14 protein-coding genes are annotated in these 16,723 nt (G+C 67.4%); 11 read left to right on the top strand and 3 right to left on the bottom strand.

Going from position 1 to position 16,723, the window contains the following annotated elements:
- Position 1: 1 nt before the first annotated feature.
- Both IG196_RS20245 and IG196_RS20240 read left to right on the top strand, forming a co-directional pair.
- Positions 2-3,220, top strand: a complete 3,219-nt coding sequence (locus tag IG196_RS20245) for a CusA/CzcA family heavy metal efflux RND transporter (RefSeq protein ID WP_192192730.1) — start codon at positions 2-4, stop codon at positions 3,218-3,220.
- Positions 3,210-4,139, top strand: coding sequence for a cation diffusion facilitator family transporter (locus tag IG196_RS20240; protein WP_192192729.1), 930 nt, complete (start codon positions 3,210-3,212; stop codon positions 4,137-4,139). Before IG196_RS20245 ends, IG196_RS20240 begins: the two co-directional genes overlap by 11 nt.
- Positions 4,140-4,239: 100 nt before the next feature.
- Here IG196_RS20240 and IG196_RS20235 read toward each other — a convergent pair whose 3' ends face one another.
- The 3 genes from IG196_RS20235 to yjgA all read right to left on the bottom strand — a co-directional run bounded on the left by IG196_RS20235 (position 4,240) and on the right by yjgA (position 6,569).
- Positions 4,240-4,653 carry a hypothetical protein gene (locus tag IG196_RS20235; RefSeq protein WP_192192728.1) on the bottom strand — a complete coding sequence of 138 codons (414 nt, stop codon included), beginning with the start codon at positions 4,651-4,653 and terminating at the stop codon, positions 4,240-4,242.
- 514 nt (positions 4,654-5,167) lie between these two features.
- Positions 5,168-5,758, bottom strand: coding sequence for a molybdopterin adenylyltransferase (gene mog / locus IG196_RS20230; RefSeq protein ID WP_192192727.1), 591 nt, complete (start codon positions 5,756-5,758; stop codon positions 5,168-5,170).
- Positions 5,759-5,909: 151 nt separating this feature from the next.
- Entirely contained in the window at positions 5,910-6,569 is a 660-nt protein-coding gene (gene yjgA, locus IG196_RS20225; protein WP_192192726.1) for a ribosome biogenesis factor YjgA, read from the bottom strand.
- 98 nt (positions 6,570-6,667) lie between these two features.
- Between yjgA and pmbA the strand changes: the two genes are divergently transcribed.
- The 9 genes from pmbA to IG196_RS20180 all read left to right on the top strand — a co-directional run bounded on the left by pmbA (position 6,668) and on the right by IG196_RS20180 (position 16,697).
- Positions 6,668-8,038, top strand: a complete 1,371-nt coding sequence (pmbA, locus tag IG196_RS20220; RefSeq protein ID WP_101489665.1) for a metalloprotease PmbA — start codon at positions 6,668-6,670, stop codon at positions 8,036-8,038.
- Between the two features lie 65 nt (positions 8,039-8,103).
- The gene (locus IG196_RS20215) at positions 8,104-9,048 is read left to right on the top strand and encodes a helix-turn-helix domain-containing protein (protein ID WP_192192725.1); all 945 of its coding nucleotides are present in this window, start codon (positions 8,104-8,106) and stop codon (positions 9,046-9,048) included.
- Positions 9,049-9,223: 175 nt separating this feature from the next.
- Positions 9,224-10,495: an ABC transporter substrate-binding protein gene (locus IG196_RS20210; RefSeq protein WP_192192724.1), complete on the top strand. Its 1,272-nt coding sequence runs from the start codon at positions 9,224-9,226 to the stop codon at positions 10,493-10,495.
- A 2-nt stretch (positions 10,496-10,497) separates the two neighbouring features.
- Positions 10,498-11,367 (top strand): carbohydrate ABC transporter permease, encoded by an 870-nt coding sequence (locus tag IG196_RS20205; RefSeq protein ID WP_192192723.1) that lies wholly within the window; start codon positions 10,498-10,500, stop codon positions 11,365-11,367.
- An 11-nt stretch (positions 11,368-11,378) separates the two neighbouring features.
- The gene (locus IG196_RS20200; RefSeq protein ID WP_225617091.1) at positions 11,379-12,191 is read left to right on the top strand and encodes a carbohydrate ABC transporter permease; all 813 of its coding nucleotides are present in this window, start codon (positions 11,379-11,381) and stop codon (positions 12,189-12,191) included.
- A gap of 32 nt (positions 12,192-12,223) precedes the next feature.
- Positions 12,224-13,330 (top strand): ABC transporter ATP-binding protein, encoded by a 1,107-nt coding sequence (locus IG196_RS20195; RefSeq protein WP_192192720.1) that lies wholly within the window; start codon positions 12,224-12,226, stop codon positions 13,328-13,330.
- A gap of 41 nt (positions 13,331-13,371) precedes the next feature.
- The gene (locus tag IG196_RS20190) at positions 13,372-14,421 is read left to right on the top strand and encodes an NAD(P)-dependent alcohol dehydrogenase (protein ID WP_192192718.1); all 1,050 of its coding nucleotides are present in this window, start codon (positions 13,372-13,374) and stop codon (positions 14,419-14,421) included.
- A 108-nt stretch (positions 14,422-14,529) separates the two neighbouring features.
- Positions 14,530-15,363 carry an SDR family oxidoreductase gene (locus IG196_RS20185; RefSeq protein ID WP_192192716.1) on the top strand — a complete coding sequence of 278 codons (834 nt, stop codon included), beginning with the start codon at positions 14,530-14,532 and terminating at the stop codon, positions 15,361-15,363.
- Positions 15,360-16,697, top strand: coding sequence for a flavin-containing monooxygenase (locus IG196_RS20180; protein ID WP_192192714.1), 1,338 nt, complete (start codon positions 15,360-15,362; stop codon positions 16,695-16,697). The genes IG196_RS20185 and IG196_RS20180 overlap by 4 nt, the downstream gene beginning before the upstream one ends.
- Positions 16,698-16,723: the final 26 nt, after the last annotated feature.

Genomic DNA, 16,723 nt, shown 5'->3' with positions numbered 1-16,723 from the left:
CATGTTCGAACGCATCATCGGCTTCTCCATCGCGCAGCGCTGGCTCATTTTGCTGGCCGTGCTCGGCATGGCAGCGCTCGGCGTCTTCAGCTACCAGAAGCTGCCGATCGACGCCGTGCCCGACATCACCAACGTGCAGGTGCAGATCAACACGTCCGCGCCCGGCTACTCGCCGCTCGAAGCCGAGCAGCGCGTCACCTACCCCATCGAAACCGTCATGGCCGGCCTGCCGGGCCTGCAGCAGACCCGCTCGCTGTCGCGCTACGGCCTGTCGCAAGTGACGGTGATCTTCAAGGACGGCACCGACATCTACTTTGCGCGGCAGCTTGTCAACGAGCGCATCCAGTCGGCGCGCGAAAGCATGCCGCCCGGCGTGTCGCCGGTGATCGGGCCCATCTCCACCGGCCTGGGCGAGATCTACCTGTGGACCGTCGAGACGGAAGAGGGCGCCAAGAAGGCCGACGGCAAGCCCTACACGCCGACCGACCTGCGTGAGATTCAAGACTGGATCATCAAGCCGCAGCTGCGCAACGTGCCGGGCGTGACCGAGATCAACTCCATCGGCGGCTACGCCAAGGAGTTCCAGATCGCACCCGACCCCGCGAAGCTGCTGGCGCACGGCCTCACGATGACCGACCTGGTCACCGCGCTGGAGCGCAACAACGCCAACGTGGGCGCGGGCTACATCGAAAAGCGCGGCGAGCAGTACCTCATTCGCGCGCCGGGGCAGGTGAAGTCGGTGGAAGACATCGGCAACGTGATTTTGGGCAACGCCGGTGGCATTCCGCTGCGCGTGTCCGACGTGGCCGAGGTCGGCATCGGCCAGGAGCTGCGCACCGGCGCCGCCACCGACAACGGCCGCGAGGTGGTGCTGGGCACGGTGTTCATGCTCATCGGCGAGAACAGCCGCACCGTCTCGCAGGCGGTCGACAAGAAGATGCAGGAGATCAACCGCACGCTGCCCGCGGGCGTGAAGGCCGTCACGGTGTACGACCGCACCGTGCTGGTCGACAAGGCCATCGCCACCGTGAAGAAGAACCTCTTCGAGGGCGCGGTGCTGGTGGTGGCCATCTTGTTCCTGTTTTTGGGCAACATCCGCGCGGCCATCATCACCGCCACGGTGATCCCGCTGTCGATGCTCTTCACCTTCACCGGCATGGTGAACCAGAAGGTCAGCGCCAACCTCATGAGCCTGGGCGCGCTCGACTTCGGCATCATCATCGACGGCGCCGTGGTGATCGTGGAGAACTGCGTGCGGCGCCTCGCGCATGCGCAGGAGAAACACGGCAGGGCGCTCACGCGCAGCGAGCGTTTCCATGAAGTGTTCGCGGCCTCGCAGGAGGCGCGCCGGCCGCTGCTGTTCGGCCAGCTCATCATCATGATCGTGTACCTGCCGATCTTTGCGCTCACGGGCGTCGAAGGGAAACTGTTCCACCCGATGGCATTCACCGTGGTGATTGCGCTGCTGGGCGCGATGATCCTGTCGATCACCTTCATCCCGGCCGCCGTGGCGCTGTTCATCGGCAACAAGGTCAGCGAGAAGGAAAACCGCTTGATGGTGTGGGCCAAGCGCGGCTACGCGCCGCTGCTCGCGCGCGCGATGAACGCCAAGCCGCTGGTCATCACCACGGCCGTGGTGGCGGTCGTGCTGTCGGGCCTGCTGGCCACGCGCCTGGGCACCGAGTTCGTGCCCAGCCTGAGCGAGGGCGACTTCGCCATCCAGGCGCTGCGGATTCCGGGCACCAGCCTCACGCAGTCGGTCGAAATGCAGAAGCAACTCGAGCGCACGCTCAAAGACAAATTCCCCGAGATCGAGCGCGTGTTCGCGCGCACCGGCACGGCCGAGATCGCGTCCGACCCGATGCCGCCGAACATCTCCGACGGCTACATCATGCTCAAGCCCGAGAGCGAGTGGCCCAAGCCGAAGCGCACGCGCGACGAGCTGCTGGCCGCCGTGCAGGAAGAGGTCGAGAAGCTGCCGGGCAACAACTACGAGTTCTCGCAGCCAATTCAGCTGCGCTTCAACGAGCTGATCTCCGGCGTGCGCAGCGACGTGGCCGTGAAGATCTTCGGCGACGACATGGACGTGCTCAACCAGACGGCCGCGCAGGTGTCGGCTGCGCTGGGCAAGGTGCCCGGCGCTGCCGAAGTGAAGGTGGAGCAGACCACCGGCCTGCCGATGCTCACCGTGAACATCGACCGCCAGAAGACCGCACGCTACGGCCTCAACGTGGGCGATGTGCAGGACGCCATTTCCACCGCGGTGGGCGGGCGCGAAGCCGGCACGCTGTTCGACGGCGACCGTCGCTTCGACATCATCGTGCGGCTGCCCGAGACCCTGCGCACCGACCTGGAAGCCATTCGCCGCCTGCCGATCGCGCTGCCGAAGGGCGCGGGGGGCGCGGGCGGCGAAGGCCTGCGCACCAGCTTCATCCCGCTGGGCGAAGTGGCCACGCTCGACCTCGCACCCGGTCCCAACCAGGTGAGCCGCGAAGACGGCAAGCGCCGCATCGTCGTCAGCGCCAACGTGCGCGGTCGCGACCTCGGCTCCTTCGTGGCCGAGGCCGAAGAGACCATGCGCGCCGTGCGCATTCCACCGGGCTACTGGACCGTGTGGGGCGGCCAGTACGAAAACCTGGCCTCGGCCACGCAGCGCCTGCAGGTGGTGGTGCCCGTGTCGCTGCTGCTTGTGTTCACGCTGCTGTTCGCGATGTTCGGCAACCTGAAGGACGGCCTGCTGGTGTTCACCGGCATTCCGTTTGCGCTCACGGGAGGCATCGTCGCGCTGTGGATGCGCGGCATTCCGCTGTCGATCTCGGCGGCCGTGGGCTTCATTGCGCTGTCGGGCGTGGCCGTGCTCAACGGGCTGGTGATGATCTCGTTCATCCGCAACCTGCGCGAAGGCGGCCTGCCGCTGGACGAAGCCATTCGCGAAGGCGCGCTCACGCGGCTGCGCCCGGTGCTCATGACGGCGCTGGTCGCGTCGCTGGGCTTCGTGCCCATGGCCATCGCCACCGGCACGGGCGCCGAGGTGCAGCGCCCGCTGGCCACCGTGGTCATCGGCGGTATCCTGTCGTCGACCGCGCTGACGCTGCTGGTGTTGCCGCTGCTGTACCGCATCGCGCACCGGCGCGATGAAGACGAAGTGCAGGAGGCCAACGCAGAGCAGCAACACGGCGCATCCCTCGATCCCGCACTGCGAGGTTCCCATGGCCCATGAGCATTCACATGCCACAGCCGTTGCTGGTGGCAATGAGAAGGCGCTGCGCTGGGCGCTCGCGCTGACCTCGACCTACCTCGTCGCCGAGGTGATCGGCGGGCTGGTGTCGGGCAGCCTGGCGCTGCTGTCCGACGCGGCCCACATGGCCACCGACACCGTGGCGCTGGCCATCTCGCTGGCCGCCATCTGGCTCGGCAAGCGGCCGGCGGACAAGCGACGCACCTTCGGCTACCACCGCTTCGAGATTTTGGCGGCCGTGGTCAATGCGGTGCTGCTGTTCTTCGTGGCGATCTACGTGCTCTACGAGGCCTGGCGGCGCATCTCGCAGCCGGCCGAGATCCAGTCGATGACCATGCTGTGGGTTGCAGTGGGCGGCCTGGTCGTCAACCTCATCGGCATGCGCCTGCTGGCCAGCGGCAAGGACAAGAGCCTCAACGTGAAGGGCGCGTACCTGGAGGTGTGGGCCGACATGCTCGGCTCCGTCGGCGTGATCGTCGGCGCGCTCGTCATCCGTTTCACCGGCTGGGCCTGGGTCGATTCGGTGATCGCCGTCGCCATCGGCCTGTGGGTGCTGCCGCGCACCTGGCGCCTGCTGCGCGAGAGCCTCAACGTGCTGCTCGAAGGCGTGCCCGACGACGTCGACCTGCCCGAGGTCGAACGCGCGCTGCAGGCCGAGGAGGGCGTCGCTGGCGTGCACGACCTGCATGTGTGGGCACTGTCCAGCGGCAAGGTGAGCCTGAGCGTGCACGTCGTGTGCGCGCCCGGCGTGGGCGACCTGGCGCCGCTGATGCTGCGGCTGCGTGCGCTGCTGGCGGAGAAGTTCGATATCCACCATTCGACGGTGCAGGTGGAGCGGGTGCCTTGCGAGCAGGCGGGGGGGAGCCATGGGTTCGGGCCTGCGGTGACGGCTGCGGGTTGACGAGCGCGCAGGCAAGCCACCAAAGAAAAACGCGACAGTCGCACGGGGCGGCTGTCGCGTTTTGCGTTGCACACGGCGCGGGTCGCGCCGGTGGCTTGGCTTACATGATCGTCACGTGGACCTTGTCCTCGACCAGTAGTTCGGCGGTGCCGGCGAGGTTGGTGTAGACGCTGTACGTCACATCCCCCACCGTGGTGTTGCCACCTTGGGTCCAGCCATCGCTGCCGCCGAGCAGATCGACGTCGCCATTGGCACCGTTGACGAGCATCTGCACCTTGCGATCGGCGGTGACCATGTCGCGCACGCCACCGGCGAGTACGTCGTTCGCACTCAGCGCCAGCGTGTTGCCACCCGCACCCAGGTCGAACTTCTCGAAGCCCTGCACCTTCATGCCGAGGGCCGACAGGTCGATGTGCATCGACTTGCCGTCCATCACCAGCGTGTCGATGCCGAGGCCGCCATCGATGCGCTCGAAGTCGCCGCTGTTGATGCGGATGGCCTTGTCGAAGGTCACCCGCCACGAGGGTGCCCAGGATGTCGCCTGCGTTGTCGAAGACGTCGCCCATTGCGGGAGGCTGCACGGCGAAGGTCGATACGCCGGCACTTGCTGCCGCATTGGTGTTCTTGTCGTCGGCAACGACGTTCGTTTGCTGGGAAGCCATGGATGTGATTTCTGTTCTCTGGACTGGAAATGGAGCCGCGTCGGCGCGTGGGGATGCACGCTGTTCGATCAAGCGGTCGGGGGGATCGGGCACTCTAGGAAGCGCAGCCGAGCGCGGCCATCGGACGAGTCCCAAAAGAGGGGGGAAGGCACAGGTTTGCACCGAAAGCGCAAACAAAGTCTTTGGTGGCGGCACAAAGACGATGGCGGCCCGTTTTCAGGGCGCGCACGCAGGTGCCGTTGCTTCCACCGCAGTGGCGAAGGCGCAAAGCGTCCGGCGCGTGCGCGGACGCACCCTCGCGCGTCAGCGATTCAAGGGGGAGTCAGTGCTTGTCGCCGCGCGAGAGCCGGCGGCGACGGATGCGCCTCAGTGCGCGGCGCGAATGGCCGACTTGGGCCGGAAGGCCTTGCAGACCGTGTCGTCGGTCTCGAGGTACGGCCCGCCGATGAGGTCGATGCAGTAGGGCACGGCAGCAAAGATGCCGGGCACGATCTGCGTGCCGTCGGCGTCCTTGAGCCCTTCGAGCGTCTCGGCGATCGACTTGGGCTGGCCCGGCAGATTGATGATGAGGCTCTGGTCGCGGATGACGGCCACCTGCCGCGAGAGGATGGCGGTCGGCACGAAGCGCAGGCTGATCTGGCGCATCTGTTCGCCGAAGCCGGGCATTTCCTTGTGGGCCACGGCCAGCGTGGCCTCGGGCGTGACGTCGCGCAGCGCGGGGCCGGTGCCGCCGGTGGTGAGCACGAGTGAGCAGCCGGCATCGACCAGTTCGATGAGCGTGGCGCTGATGCGCGCGGTTTCGTCGGGGATCAGGCGGGCTTCGAATTCGAGCGGATTTTTCAGCGCCCGGCCCAGCCACTCCTTGAGCGCGGGCAGGCCCTTGTCTTCGTAGGTGCCGCTGGAGGCGCGGTCGCTGATGGAGACGATGCCGATGCGGACGGGGTCAGGTGCGCTCATGGTGTTGCTCCTCTTGCTCCCTCTCCCGCTTGCGGGAGAGGGCTGGGGTGAGGGTTGCGTGCGATGGAAAGGGCGTGCGGGTGGACAGGCCCTCGGCCCTCACCCCGACCCTCTCCCGCAAGCGGGAGAGGGAGAAAGTCCGGACAAGCCGTCACGCGTCTTCTTCGCGGTCTTGCGCCGCAGCCGCTTCGGCGTGGTCGGCGCCGCCATGCACCGCCAGCTGCGCACGCACCAGCTGGAAGATCTCGCGGTAGGCCTTGCTCTGGCGCGGCGCTTCGCCGGCGGGGCCGGACTTCAGGTCCTTGCGGGCCTGGCGCACGAGGGCGCGCAGCTGCTGCGAGTCGGTGGCGGGGTGGGTTTCGATCCAGCCGCCGAGGGCGTCGTCGTCGGCGATGAGGCGTTCGCGCCAGCGCTCGGCCTCGTGCAGCGCGGCGGCTTCGGCGGCCGGCACGGTGTTCTGCTCGACCAGCGCGAGCTTGACGGCCTCGAGCGTGGGCTCGTCGAGCTTGCGCATCAGCTTGCCGATGAACTGCATCTGGCGGCGTTTGCCCTCGAAATTGGTGATGCGCTTGGCCTCGGTGATGGCATCGACGAGCTTTTCGCCCAGCGGCAGCGCATCGAACAGGGCCGCGCGCAGGCCGAGCAGCTCCTCGCCGAGCTTTTGTAGTTCGTCGCTCTCGCGCTTGAGTTCGGTACGGCTGGCTTCGTCGGTGCCGCCCTTGAGCTCGCGCTTGAGCTCAAGGTCGAGTTCGCTGCCTTCGGCAACGAAGTGGCCACGGACGAAATAGCCTTTTTTGGGTTTGCGGGACATGGGGTGGATTCTGGGCTGCGCCGTGCGGCGCTGCAACGCGCACAGGGGGCGCGGAAGGGAAAACGTGAAACAGGGGGCGCAAGTATCATAGCCACCACATGACGACATCCTCCTCGCGCGCCGATTCTGGCTTCGCCTACAGCCGTTCCTTCTTCGAAAACCTGGTCGATTCGGCCCTGGCCCACGCCAAAAAGCTCGGAGCCACCGACGCCGGCGCCGAGGCCTCCGAGGGCTGCGGCCTGAGCGTCTCGGTGCGCAAGGGCGAACTCGAGAACGTCGAGCGCAACCGCGACAAGTCGCTGGGCATCACGGTCTACGTGGGCCACCGCCGCGGCAACGCCAGCACCTCCGACTTCTCCGAGGCGGCCATCCAGCAGACCGCCGCAGCCGCCTTCGACATCGCCCGATTCACGGCCGAAGACCCGGTGAGCGGCCTGCCTGACGAAGCCGACATCGCCAAGGTCCACCCCGAGCTCGACCTGTTCCACCCCTGGGCCGTGACCAGCGAGCAGGCCGCGGCCATGGCGCTGGAGTGCGAGGCGGCGGCGCTGTCGACCGACAAGCGCATCACCAACAGCGAAGGCGCCGGTGTCTCGGCGCAGCAGAGCCATTTCTTCAGCGCCCACACGCACGGCTTCCGCGGCGGCTATGCCAGCTCGCGGCACTCCATTTCGGTGGCGCCCATCGCCGGCAAGGGCGACGGCATGCAGCGCGACGCCTGGTACAGCTCGATGCGCTCGGCCGACGAACTCGCCAGCCCGCAGGCCGTGGGCCGCTACGCCGCCGAACGGGCGCTGAGCCGCCTGAAGTCGCGCAAGATCAAGACGGTCGAATGCCCGGTGCTGTTCGAGTCGCCGCTGGCCGTGGGCCTGCTGGGCGGGCTGGTGCAGGCCGTGAGCGGCGGGGCGCTGTACCGCAAGAGCACCTTCCTGCTCGATTCGCTGGGCAAGCCGGTGCTGCCCAAGCACGTCGACATTGCCGAAGACCCGCACGTGATGCGCGGCAAGGGCAGCTCGCCGTTCGACGACGAAGGCGTGGTCACCCGCGCACGCAAGGTGGTCGATGCCGGCCGCCTCGAAGGCTACTTTCTGTCGACCTACTCGGCACGCAAGCTGGGCATGAAGACCACCGGCAACGCCGGCGGCTCGCACAACCTGACGCTGAGCTCGCGCCTCACGAAGCACGGCGACGACCTCGACGCCATGCTCGCCAAGCTCGGCACGGGCCTGTTCGTCATCGAGCTGATGGGGCAGGGCGTGAACTACGTGACCGGCGACTACTCGCGCGGCGCCAGCGGGTTCTGGGTGGAAAAGGGCCGAATTGCCTTTCCGGTGGAAGAAATCACAATTGCCGGCAATTTGCGCGACATGCTGATGGGAATCGAGGCGATTGGCGCAGATGCTTACACTTTCGGCGCAAAAACCACGGGGTCGATCCTGGTCAACCGCATGAAGGTGGCCGGCGCCTGACAGGCGCCGCCCCGGCAACGGTGCTGGCTCGACGGCCTCCCATTTCAAATACAGGGGGACTGGACATGAGCAAACACAGCGCCGTGCGCAAGCCGGCTCTCGAGCACGAACTCCTGCGTGACCCGCGCCTGGGCTTCGAGCCGGCGGGCAGCAGCTCGGTGCGCTGCCTGCAGCACGGCGTGCCCTGGCCCTTCGACTGCTGGCACTACCACGACGAGTTCGAGCTGCAGTGCATCAACCGCACCAGCGGCGACGCCTTCGTCGGCAACCACATCGGCCATTTCGAGCCCGGCTACGTGGCCCTGGTGGGCGGGCGCCTGCCCCACACCTGGATCTCGCACGACGTGCCGCCCGAGGGCGTGCCGAACCGCAGCATGGTGATCCACTTCCGCGACGAGCCGCTGCGCAAGGGCGTCGACCTGTTCCCCGAGCTCGAAACCGTGCTGCCGATGCTCGACCGCGCCAGGCTGGGCATCGAGTTCTTCGGCATCGGCGACATCGTGCGCGAGCGCTTCGTGCGCGTGCAGAAGCAGGAGGGCATGGCGCGGCTGTCGGAGTTCATCGGCCTGCTGCACGAACTCGCGAACTGGAGCGACTGGCGCCAGATTTCCAGCAACGCCGAGCCGACCGACGAAGACCCCACGGCCAACACCCGCATGCGTCGCGTGCTCGACCACCTGCACGCCCATCTGGCCGAAGAGCTGTCGCTGCCCGCCGTGTCGGCCATCGCCAACATGGCCGAAAGCAGCTTCTCGCGCTACTTCCACAAGCACATGGGCAGCACCTTCACCGACTTCGTCACGCGGCTGCGCATCACCAAGGCCTGCGAGATGCTGCAGGTGTCCGACCGGCTGGTGAGCGAGATCTGCTACGAGGTGGGCTTTGCGAACCTGGCCAACTTCAACCGCCGCTTCCTGCAGCTCAAGGGCATGACGCCCTCGGCCTACCGGCAGCAGGCGCAGGGCCGTTTCGGCCTGCGTAGCGCGCACAACACGCCTCTGGCCGCCTGATCCCGCCCTGATACGGGTTTGCCTCTCGGGCGAAACCCCGAGAGGGCTTGGCGTCAAAGTATCAGGTGCCCGGTGGGCATGTACGCGGCTCGCCGGACCGGCCGCCTAACCTTCGTTTCGTTGCATTTGCCGACATTTCGCCGGCAATTTGCACCGACAACGAAGGAGACACGACATGCCGCTTCCCCCCACGTACCGTCTGGCTGGCCTCGCGCTGGCGCTCGCCACGCTGGCGCCCGCCGCGCTGGCCCAGGTCTGCAAGGAGGACGTGCGCGTCCTGTCGCAGCCGCGTGAAGGCCTGACGCTGCTCGAGAAATCGAAGGACGAGTTCAAGCGCCTCAGCGGTGCCTCGTTCAGCGTGGACAACCTCAACGAGAACGACCGCCGTGCCAAGTCGCGCGCCGATGCATCCACGGTCGGCAAGTACCACGTGTACTACGTCGACGAGGCCAACGTGGCGCAGTTCGTCCAGTCGAAGTGGATCGTGCCGCTCACGCCGTACTACCCGGCCAGCTACGACTACGCCGACTTCGACGCCGGCCGCCAGAAGGTCGCGAGCTTCGCGGGCCAGACCTGGTTTGCGCCGCTCACCGGCGGCGGTGACCTCATGGTCTATCGCAAAGATTTGCTCGAGAAGGCGGGCATCAAGCCGCCGGCCACGCTCGACGAGTTCGTGGCGGCCGTGAAGAAGCTCAACGACCCGGCCAACGGTGTCTACGGCGTGGCGCTGCGCGGCCAGCGCGGCTCGGGGGCCAATGTGTGGCGCTGGATGCCGTTCTTCCGCGGCTACGGCGGCCAGTGGTTCGACGGCGACAAGCCGGTCTTCAACTCGCCCGCCGCCGTGAAGGCGACCCAGACCTACCTCGACCTCTTCAAGTACTCCGCGCCCGGCACCAAGACCGGCGGCTGGGACGAATCGACCGGCGCCTTCCTGGCCGGCAAGGTTGCGATCCTGGTCGAATCGACGCCGCTCGCAGGCAACGCGCTCGACCCCAAGATGTCGACCGTGGTCGGCAAGATCGCCTACGCCGTGCCGCCCACGCCGCTCACCGGCGGCGGCTACGGCCACGGCCTGGCCATCGGCGCGCGCGCCAACAAGACCGAAGACGCCAAAAAGTGCGCGGGCCTGTTCATCGCGTGGGCCACCTCCAAGGAGAACGAGCAGCGCCGCCTGGCGGAAGGCCAGTTCGGCGAACTCAACCGCACCAGTGTGCTGAGCAGCCCGGCCTTCGCCAAGCGCTACGGCGCCGACCTGGGCAAGGCGCTCGCCGACACCGGCAAGGTCACGGCGGTGAACTTCTGGCAAGACCCGGCCTGGCCCGACCTGGGCGACCGCTGGGGCATCATTCTTGAAGAGCTGATCACCGGTTCGCGCACCGACATCCAGGGCGGGCTCGACGAACTCGACGCCTACGCCAAGCAGCTGATCGCGCGTCGCAAGAAGTGAGCATGCGTTCCCACAAAACACGGCTGCCGGCCGTGTTCATCGGGCCAGGGCTGCTCGTGCTGGCAGTCCTGGCGCTGGTGCCGACCGTGTTCGCCATCGCCATCTCGCTGCAGGACCGCGAGCTGGGCCAGGCCGACACGGCCTGGGTCTGGTTCAGCAACTACGTGCAGCTGTTCTCCGACCGGCGCTTTCTGAACTCGGTGCGCGTGTCGCTGGTGTGGGAGGTGCTGACCGTCAGCGCCACCATGGCCCTGGCCGTGCTCATGGGCACGCTGATGCACCGCTGCACCACGCCGCGCTGGCGCCAGGTGCTGTCGATGCTGTTCATCGTGCCGGTGCTGCTGCCGCGCGTGTCGGCTGCCTTCGTCTGGAAGTTCGCCTTCCATCCGCTGTTCGGCCTCGTGACCTGGCCGTACAAGGCGATCACCGGCGAGCCGCTCGACCTGTTTGCCGACCCGCTGCTGGCGCTGCTGACGGTGGCCTTCGTCGACGTGTGGCAGTGGGGCCTGTTCTTCGCCGTCATCGTGCTGAAGCTGCTCGAGACCTTGCCGCCGCAGCCCTTCGAGGCCGCGCGCCTGGACCACGCGAAAACGTGGGAGGTGTACGCCTACGTGGCGCTGCCGATGCTGAAGGCGCCGCTCATCAGCCTGACCTTCGTGAAGATGGTCGAGTCGCTGCGCGCCTTCGACCTCATCTACGTGATGACGCGCGGCGGCCCCGGCATCTCGACCGAGACGCTCGACATGTACGCCTTCTCGCAGGGCTTCATCGAGTCGGGCCGCATCTCGTACGCGTCGAGCATGGCGGTGCTGATGATGGTCGCCTCGACGGTCGCGTTCACCTACATCTGGAAATGGACCAAGCCGTCATGAAGAACTTTGCCATCGGAACCTTGCTGGCGCGGCTGGCACTCATCGCGGCCGGGCTCTCGGCACTTGTGCCCGTGCTGTGGACCTTTCTGAACTCGTTCAAGAACCGGGTCGACATCGTCTCGTCGGTGCCGAAGTTCTTCTTCACGCCCACGCTGGACAACTACCTCTACGTGCTGAACCGCGAGGCCGTGGGCGCGGGGCTGCTCAACTCGATCGTGGTGGTCGGCGCGGCGGTGATCATCGGCGCGCTGCTGGGCCTGCCCGCCGCCTACGCGTTGGCGCGCTACCCGCTGCGCTGGGGCAACGACATCCAGTTCTTCGTGCTGTCGATGCGCTTTTTGCCGCCCGTGGCGGTGGCGATTCCGCTCATGGTGATCTGGCTGCAGCTGGAGCTGTACGACACGCGCGTGGCGCTCATTGCCACCTACACGCTGCTCACGCTCTCGACCGTGATCTGGCTCGCCATTCCGGCCTTCAAGGCGGTGCCCAAAGAAGTGGAAGAGGCGGGCCGCGTCGACGGCTACGGGCCCTACGCGATCTTCTTTCGCATCGCGCTGCCGATTGCCGCGCGTTCGCTCGTGGGCGCCATCGCCTTCGGCTTCGTGCTGGTGTGGAACGAGTTCCTCATCGCGCTGATGCTCACCACCTCCGAGGCCAAGACGCTGCCCATCGTGGCCTCGGAACTCAGCCAGCTCGGGCGCGATGTGCCCTGGGGCATCTTGAATGCCTCGGTCATCCTGCTGTCGCTGCCGCCGCTGCTCATGGTGGGCGTGCTCAGTGGCTTTCTCAATGCGGCGTTCAAGCGCAAGCGGGAGGCTTCATGAGCACCGCCGTCACTTCTTCTCCAAAACAAAAAATGTCTGCAATCCGCTGTCACCACATCATCAAGCGCTACGGGGAAACACAGGTCGTTCACGAATTCGACCTGGAAGTCGCGCAGAACGAGTTCGTCGTGTTCCTCGGGCCTTCGGGCTGCGGCAAGTCGACCATCCTGCGCATGCTCGCGGGTCTGGAAGACATCAGCGGCGGCGACCTGCACATCGGCGGCCAGCGCGTGAACGACCTGCCGCCGCAGGAGCGCGGCATCGCCATGGTGTTCCAGAACTACGCGCTGTATCCGCACATGACGGTGCGCGACAACATCGCGTTCGGGCTCAAGCGCCAGAAGGTGCCGCGCGCCGAGATCGACCTGCGCGTGCGCGAGGTGTCGGACACGCTGGGCCTGGAGCGCTACCTCGAGCGCAAGCCCACCGAACTGTCGGGTGGCCAGCAGCAGCGCGTGGCGATTGCGCGCGCCATGATCAAGACGCCGAAGGTGTTCCTGTTCGACGAGCCCTTGTCGAACCTCGATGCCAAGCTGCGCAACCACATGCGCATCGAGATCGCGAAGCTGCACCAGACGCTGAAGACCACCACCGTGTACGTCACGCACGACCAGCACGAGGCCATGACGCTGGCCGATCGCATCGTGCTGCTGCGCGACGGGCGCATCGAGCAGGTCGGCTCGCCGCAGGAAATCTTCGAGCGCCCGCGTTCGGCCTTCGTGGCCGGCTTCATCGGCACGCCGCCGATGAACCTGATGGAGATGTCGGTGAACGACCTGGACGATGGCCGGTGCGAGTTGCGCGGCGGTGGCGGTTCGGTGCGCGTGGATGCGCGCCGCTTCGCGCTCGACGGCCGCGACCGCGTGACGCTGGGCGTGCGCCCCGCGCATCTGCGCATCGACACCGACGGCGGGCGCCAGGGCGGCTTCGCGGGCGACGTGCTGCTCGTCGAATACCTCGGCAACGAAGTGCTCGTGAGCATCGGCCAGGGCAACGAAGAAATCGCCGTGCTCCTGCCGTCCGCGGGCGGCCCGCGGCTGGGCGAGCGCCTGCAGGTGGTCGCCGATGCGCAGCAGGTGCACCTGTTCGATATCGCGACGGGCGCCTCGCTGCTGCGTTCGGACCCTGCGCTGCACTGAGTTGCAGCACCCCCTTCACACACACCTCCCGGAAAGATTCAATGAAAGCACTGGTTCTGGAAAAGGCGCACGAGATCACGCTGCGCGACATCGACGTGGCGCTGCACGTCGGCCCGCGCGATGTGAAGATCCGCATGCACACCGTGGGTGTGTGCGGCAGCGATGTTCACTACTACCAGCACGGCGGCATCGGCCCCTATGTTGTCGATGCGCCCATGATCCTCGGGCACGAGGCCTCGGGCGTGGTGGCAGAGGTGGGCGCGGAAGTCACGCACCTGAAGCCCGGCGACCGCGTCTGCATGGAGCCCGGTGTTCCCGACATGGACTCGCGCGCCGTGCGCGAAGGCTTCTACAACCTCGACCCTGCGGTGCGCTTCTGGGCCACGCCGCCGATCCACGGCTGCCTCACGCCCTACGTGGTGCACCCGGCGGCCTTCACCTTCCGCCTGCCCGACAACGTGAGCTTCGGCGAAGGCGCCATCGTCGAGCCGCTGGCCATCGGCCTGCAGGCCGCGAAGAAGGCGGCGCTGAAGCCGGGCGACGTGGCGGTGGTCATCGGCGCCGGCACCATCGGCGCGATGACCGCGCTGGCCGCGCTCGCGGGCGGCGCAGCACGCGTGATCCTGGCCGACCTCGTGCCCGAGAAGCTGGCGCTGTTCGCGAACAACCCGGCGGTGACGACGGTCGACGTGCGCAGCACGAGCCTCGCCGACACCGTGCAGGCACTCACCGACGGCTGGGGCGCGAACGTGGTCTTCGAAGCCAGCGGCAGCGTGCGCGCCTTCGACAACGTGTTCGACCTGCTGTGCCCCGGCGGCTGCCTCGTGCTGGTGGGCATACCCGCCGCCAAGGTGGCTTTCGACATCGTCGCGATCCAGGCGAAAGAGGCGCGCATCGAGTCGGTGTTCCGCTACGCCAACATCTTCCCGCGCGCGCTGGCGCTCATCGCGTCGGGGCAGGTCGATGTGAAGCCCTTCATCTCGCGCACCTTCGCGTTCGAGGACGGCATCGCCGCCTTCGAAGAGGCTGCGGCCGGGCGCGTCACGGATGTAAAGATCCAGATCGAATTTCCCGCCGCCGAAGCGGCCTGAACGCCTTGCAAGGGCGCAGGGCAAGGGGAAACGCTGGGGAATGCGGTGGCAGGGCGCGGCTACAGTGGCTGCGCTTTGCCACTCGCCGCCTTGCGCGCTTCCTTGCCCATGCTCTTGCCGTTTCGCAATGTCGTTCTCACCGGTGCCTGCGGCGGTCTCGGGCAGGCACTGGCGCGTGAGCTGATCGGTCACGGCGCGCGCGTGGCGCTGGTCGGGCTCGACACTGCACGCCTCGCGGCGCTCGCCGCGCCGGCTGAGGCGCGCTGCAAGGTCTACACGCCCGACGTGTCCGACGGCCCCGCCATGCAGGCCATGGCCACCGACTGGATGCAGCGCTTCGGCCCGCCTGATCTCGTGATCGCCAACGCGGGCGTGGCCGGCGGTTTCGACACCGCCGAGGCCGACGACCTGGCCGTGTTCCGCCGCATGCTCGAGATCAACCTGCTCGGCGCGGCCACCACCTTCCAGCCCTTCGTTCAGCCGATGCGCGACCAGGGCCGCGGTGCGCTCGTCGGCGTGGCCAGCATCGCGGGCTGGCATGGCATGCCGGGCAACGGCGCGTACTGCGCGAGCAAGGGCGGCCTGATCCGTTACCTCGAAAGTCTGCGCGCCGAACTGCGCGGTACGGGGCTCACGGTGCACACGGTGAGCCCGGGCTACATCCGCACCGCGCTCACGGCCGGCAACCGCTTCGCGATGCCGGGGCTGCTCGAAGCCGATGCGGCGGCGCACCAGCTGCTGGCGGGCCTTGCAGCGCGGCGCGAAAAGATCGTGCTGCCGCGGCGCATTGGGTGGCTGTCGAAAGCGCTCGACCTGTTGCCCGCGCCGCTGCACGACCGCCTGCTGCGCGGGCAGCCGCGCAAGCCGCGCGTGGGCGAGGCGGGTGCCACCGCCATCCCCGGTTTGAATTCCCAGAAAGAGAAAGAACCTCCCCGCCGATGACGCCTTCCGCTGCCGCCGCCACCGTTCCCACGCACGAACAGATCGCCCTCATCGGCGCCGGGCCCTCGGGCCTGGCGGGCGCCCGCAATCTGCAGAAGCTCGGCGTTCCGTTCCAGGGTTTCGAGGCGCACAGCGACGTGGGCGGCCTCTGGGACATCGACAACCCGCGCTCCACGGTCTACCACTCGGCCCATCTGATCTCGAGCAAGCGCACGACCGAGTTCGCCGAGTTCCCGATGGCCGACACCGTGGCCGACTACCCGAGCCACCGCGAGCTGCGTCGCTACTTCAGCGACTTTGCCGACCGCTTCGGCCTGCGCGCGCACTTCCGCTTCGGCACCCGCGTGCTGCGCGTGGAGCCGGTGAGCGATGCGCCCGACACGCGCTGGCGCGTGAGCGTCGAAGCGCCCGACGGCACGGTCGAGACCGACGAGTACAAGGGCGTGGTGATTGCCAACGGCACGCTCTCAGAGCCCAAGCATCCGCAGTTCGAAGGCCACTTCGACGGCGAGCTGCTGCACACCAGCAGCTACAAGCACGCGGAGCTCTTCAAGGACAAGCGCGTGCTGATCGTCGGCGCGGGCAACTCGGGCTGCGACATCGCGGTCGATGCGGTGCACTACGCGCAGAGCGTGGACATCTCGGTGCGGCGCGGCTACTACTTCGTGCCCAAGTACGTGTTCGGCAAACCGGCCGACACGCTGGGCGGCAAGCGCCCGCTGCCGCCGTGGCTCAAGCAGAAGGTCGACGCCACCGTGCTGCAGTGGTTCACCGGCGACCCGGTGCGTTTCGGTTTTCCGAAGCCCGACTACAGGATGTACGAGTCGCACCCGGTGGTGAACTCGCTGGTGCTGCACCACGTGGGCCATGGCGACATCGGCGTACGGGCCGACATCGCGCGGCTCGCGGGGCGCACCGTGCACTTCAAGGACGGCAGTGCGCGCGACTACGACCTGATCCTCACGGCCACGGGCTATGCGCTGCACTACCCGTTCATCGACCGCGAGCTGCTCAACTGGCAGGGCATGGCGCCGCGCCTGTACCTCAACATTTTTTCGCCGCGCTTCGAGACGCTGGGCGTGCTCGGCATGATCGAGGCGAGCGGCATCGGTTGGCAGGGGCGCTACGAGCAGGCCGAGCTGCTGGCGCGCTACTTCCGTGCGCACGCGACGGGCTCGCCCAAGGCAGTGGCGTTGCGCGCGGCTGTGCAGGGGCCGCCGCCCGATCTGTCGGGCGGCTTCAAGTACCTGCAGCTGGAGCGCATGGCGTACTACGTCCACAAGGACACCTACCGCGCGGCCGTGCGCCAGGCCGCCGCTGCGTTGGCTGACTGACCGATCGTCTTTCTTCACGAGGTTCT

Origin of the sequence: Variovorax sp. 38R, from assembly GCF_014843395.1 — a bacterium.
Lineage (GTDB): Bacteria > Pseudomonadota > Gammaproteobacteria > Burkholderiales > Burkholderiaceae_C > Variovorax > Variovorax paradoxus_H.
This window is presented reverse-complemented; position numbering and strand designations above follow the sequence as displayed.

Coding starts and splice junctions, on each gene's coding strand:
- IG196_RS20180 (WP_192192714.1), top strand. CDS start 15,360: ATGACGCCTTCCGCTGCCGCCGCCACCGTTCCCACGCACGAACAGATC.
- IG196_RS20185 (WP_192192716.1), top strand. CDS start 14,530: ATGCTCTTGCCGTTTCGCAATGTCGTTCTCACCGGTGCCTGCGGCGGT.
- IG196_RS20215 (WP_192192725.1), top strand. CDS start 8,104: ATGAGCAAACACAGCGCCGTGCGCAAGCCGGCTCTCGAGCACGAACTC.
- IG196_RS20210 (WP_192192724.1), top strand. CDS start 9,224: ATGCCGCTTCCCCCCACGTACCGTCTGGCTGGCCTCGCGCTGGCGCTC.
- IG196_RS20240 (WP_192192729.1), top strand. CDS start 3,210: ATGGCCCATGAGCATTCACATGCCACAGCCGTTGCTGGTGGCAATGAG.
- IG196_RS20195 (WP_192192720.1), top strand. CDS start 12,224: ATGTCTGCAATCCGCTGTCACCACATCATCAAGCGCTACGGGGAAACA.
- IG196_RS20245 (WP_192192730.1), top strand. CDS start 2: ATGTTCGAACGCATCATCGGCTTCTCCATCGCGCAGCGCTGGCTCATT.
- IG196_RS20205 (WP_192192723.1), top strand. CDS start 10,498: ATGCGTTCCCACAAAACACGGCTGCCGGCCGTGTTCATCGGGCCAGGG.
- mog (WP_192192727.1), bottom strand. CDS start 5,758: ATGAGCGCACCTGACCCCGTCCGCATCGGCATCGTCTCCATCAGCGAC.
- pmbA (WP_101489665.1), top strand. CDS start 6,668: ATGACGACATCCTCCTCGCGCGCCGATTCTGGCTTCGCCTACAGCCGT.
- IG196_RS20190 (WP_192192718.1), top strand. CDS start 13,372: ATGAAAGCACTGGTTCTGGAAAAGGCGCACGAGATCACGCTGCGCGAC.
- yjgA (WP_192192726.1), bottom strand. CDS start 6,569: ATGTCCCGCAAACCCAAAAAAGGCTATTTCGTCCGTGGCCACTTCGTT.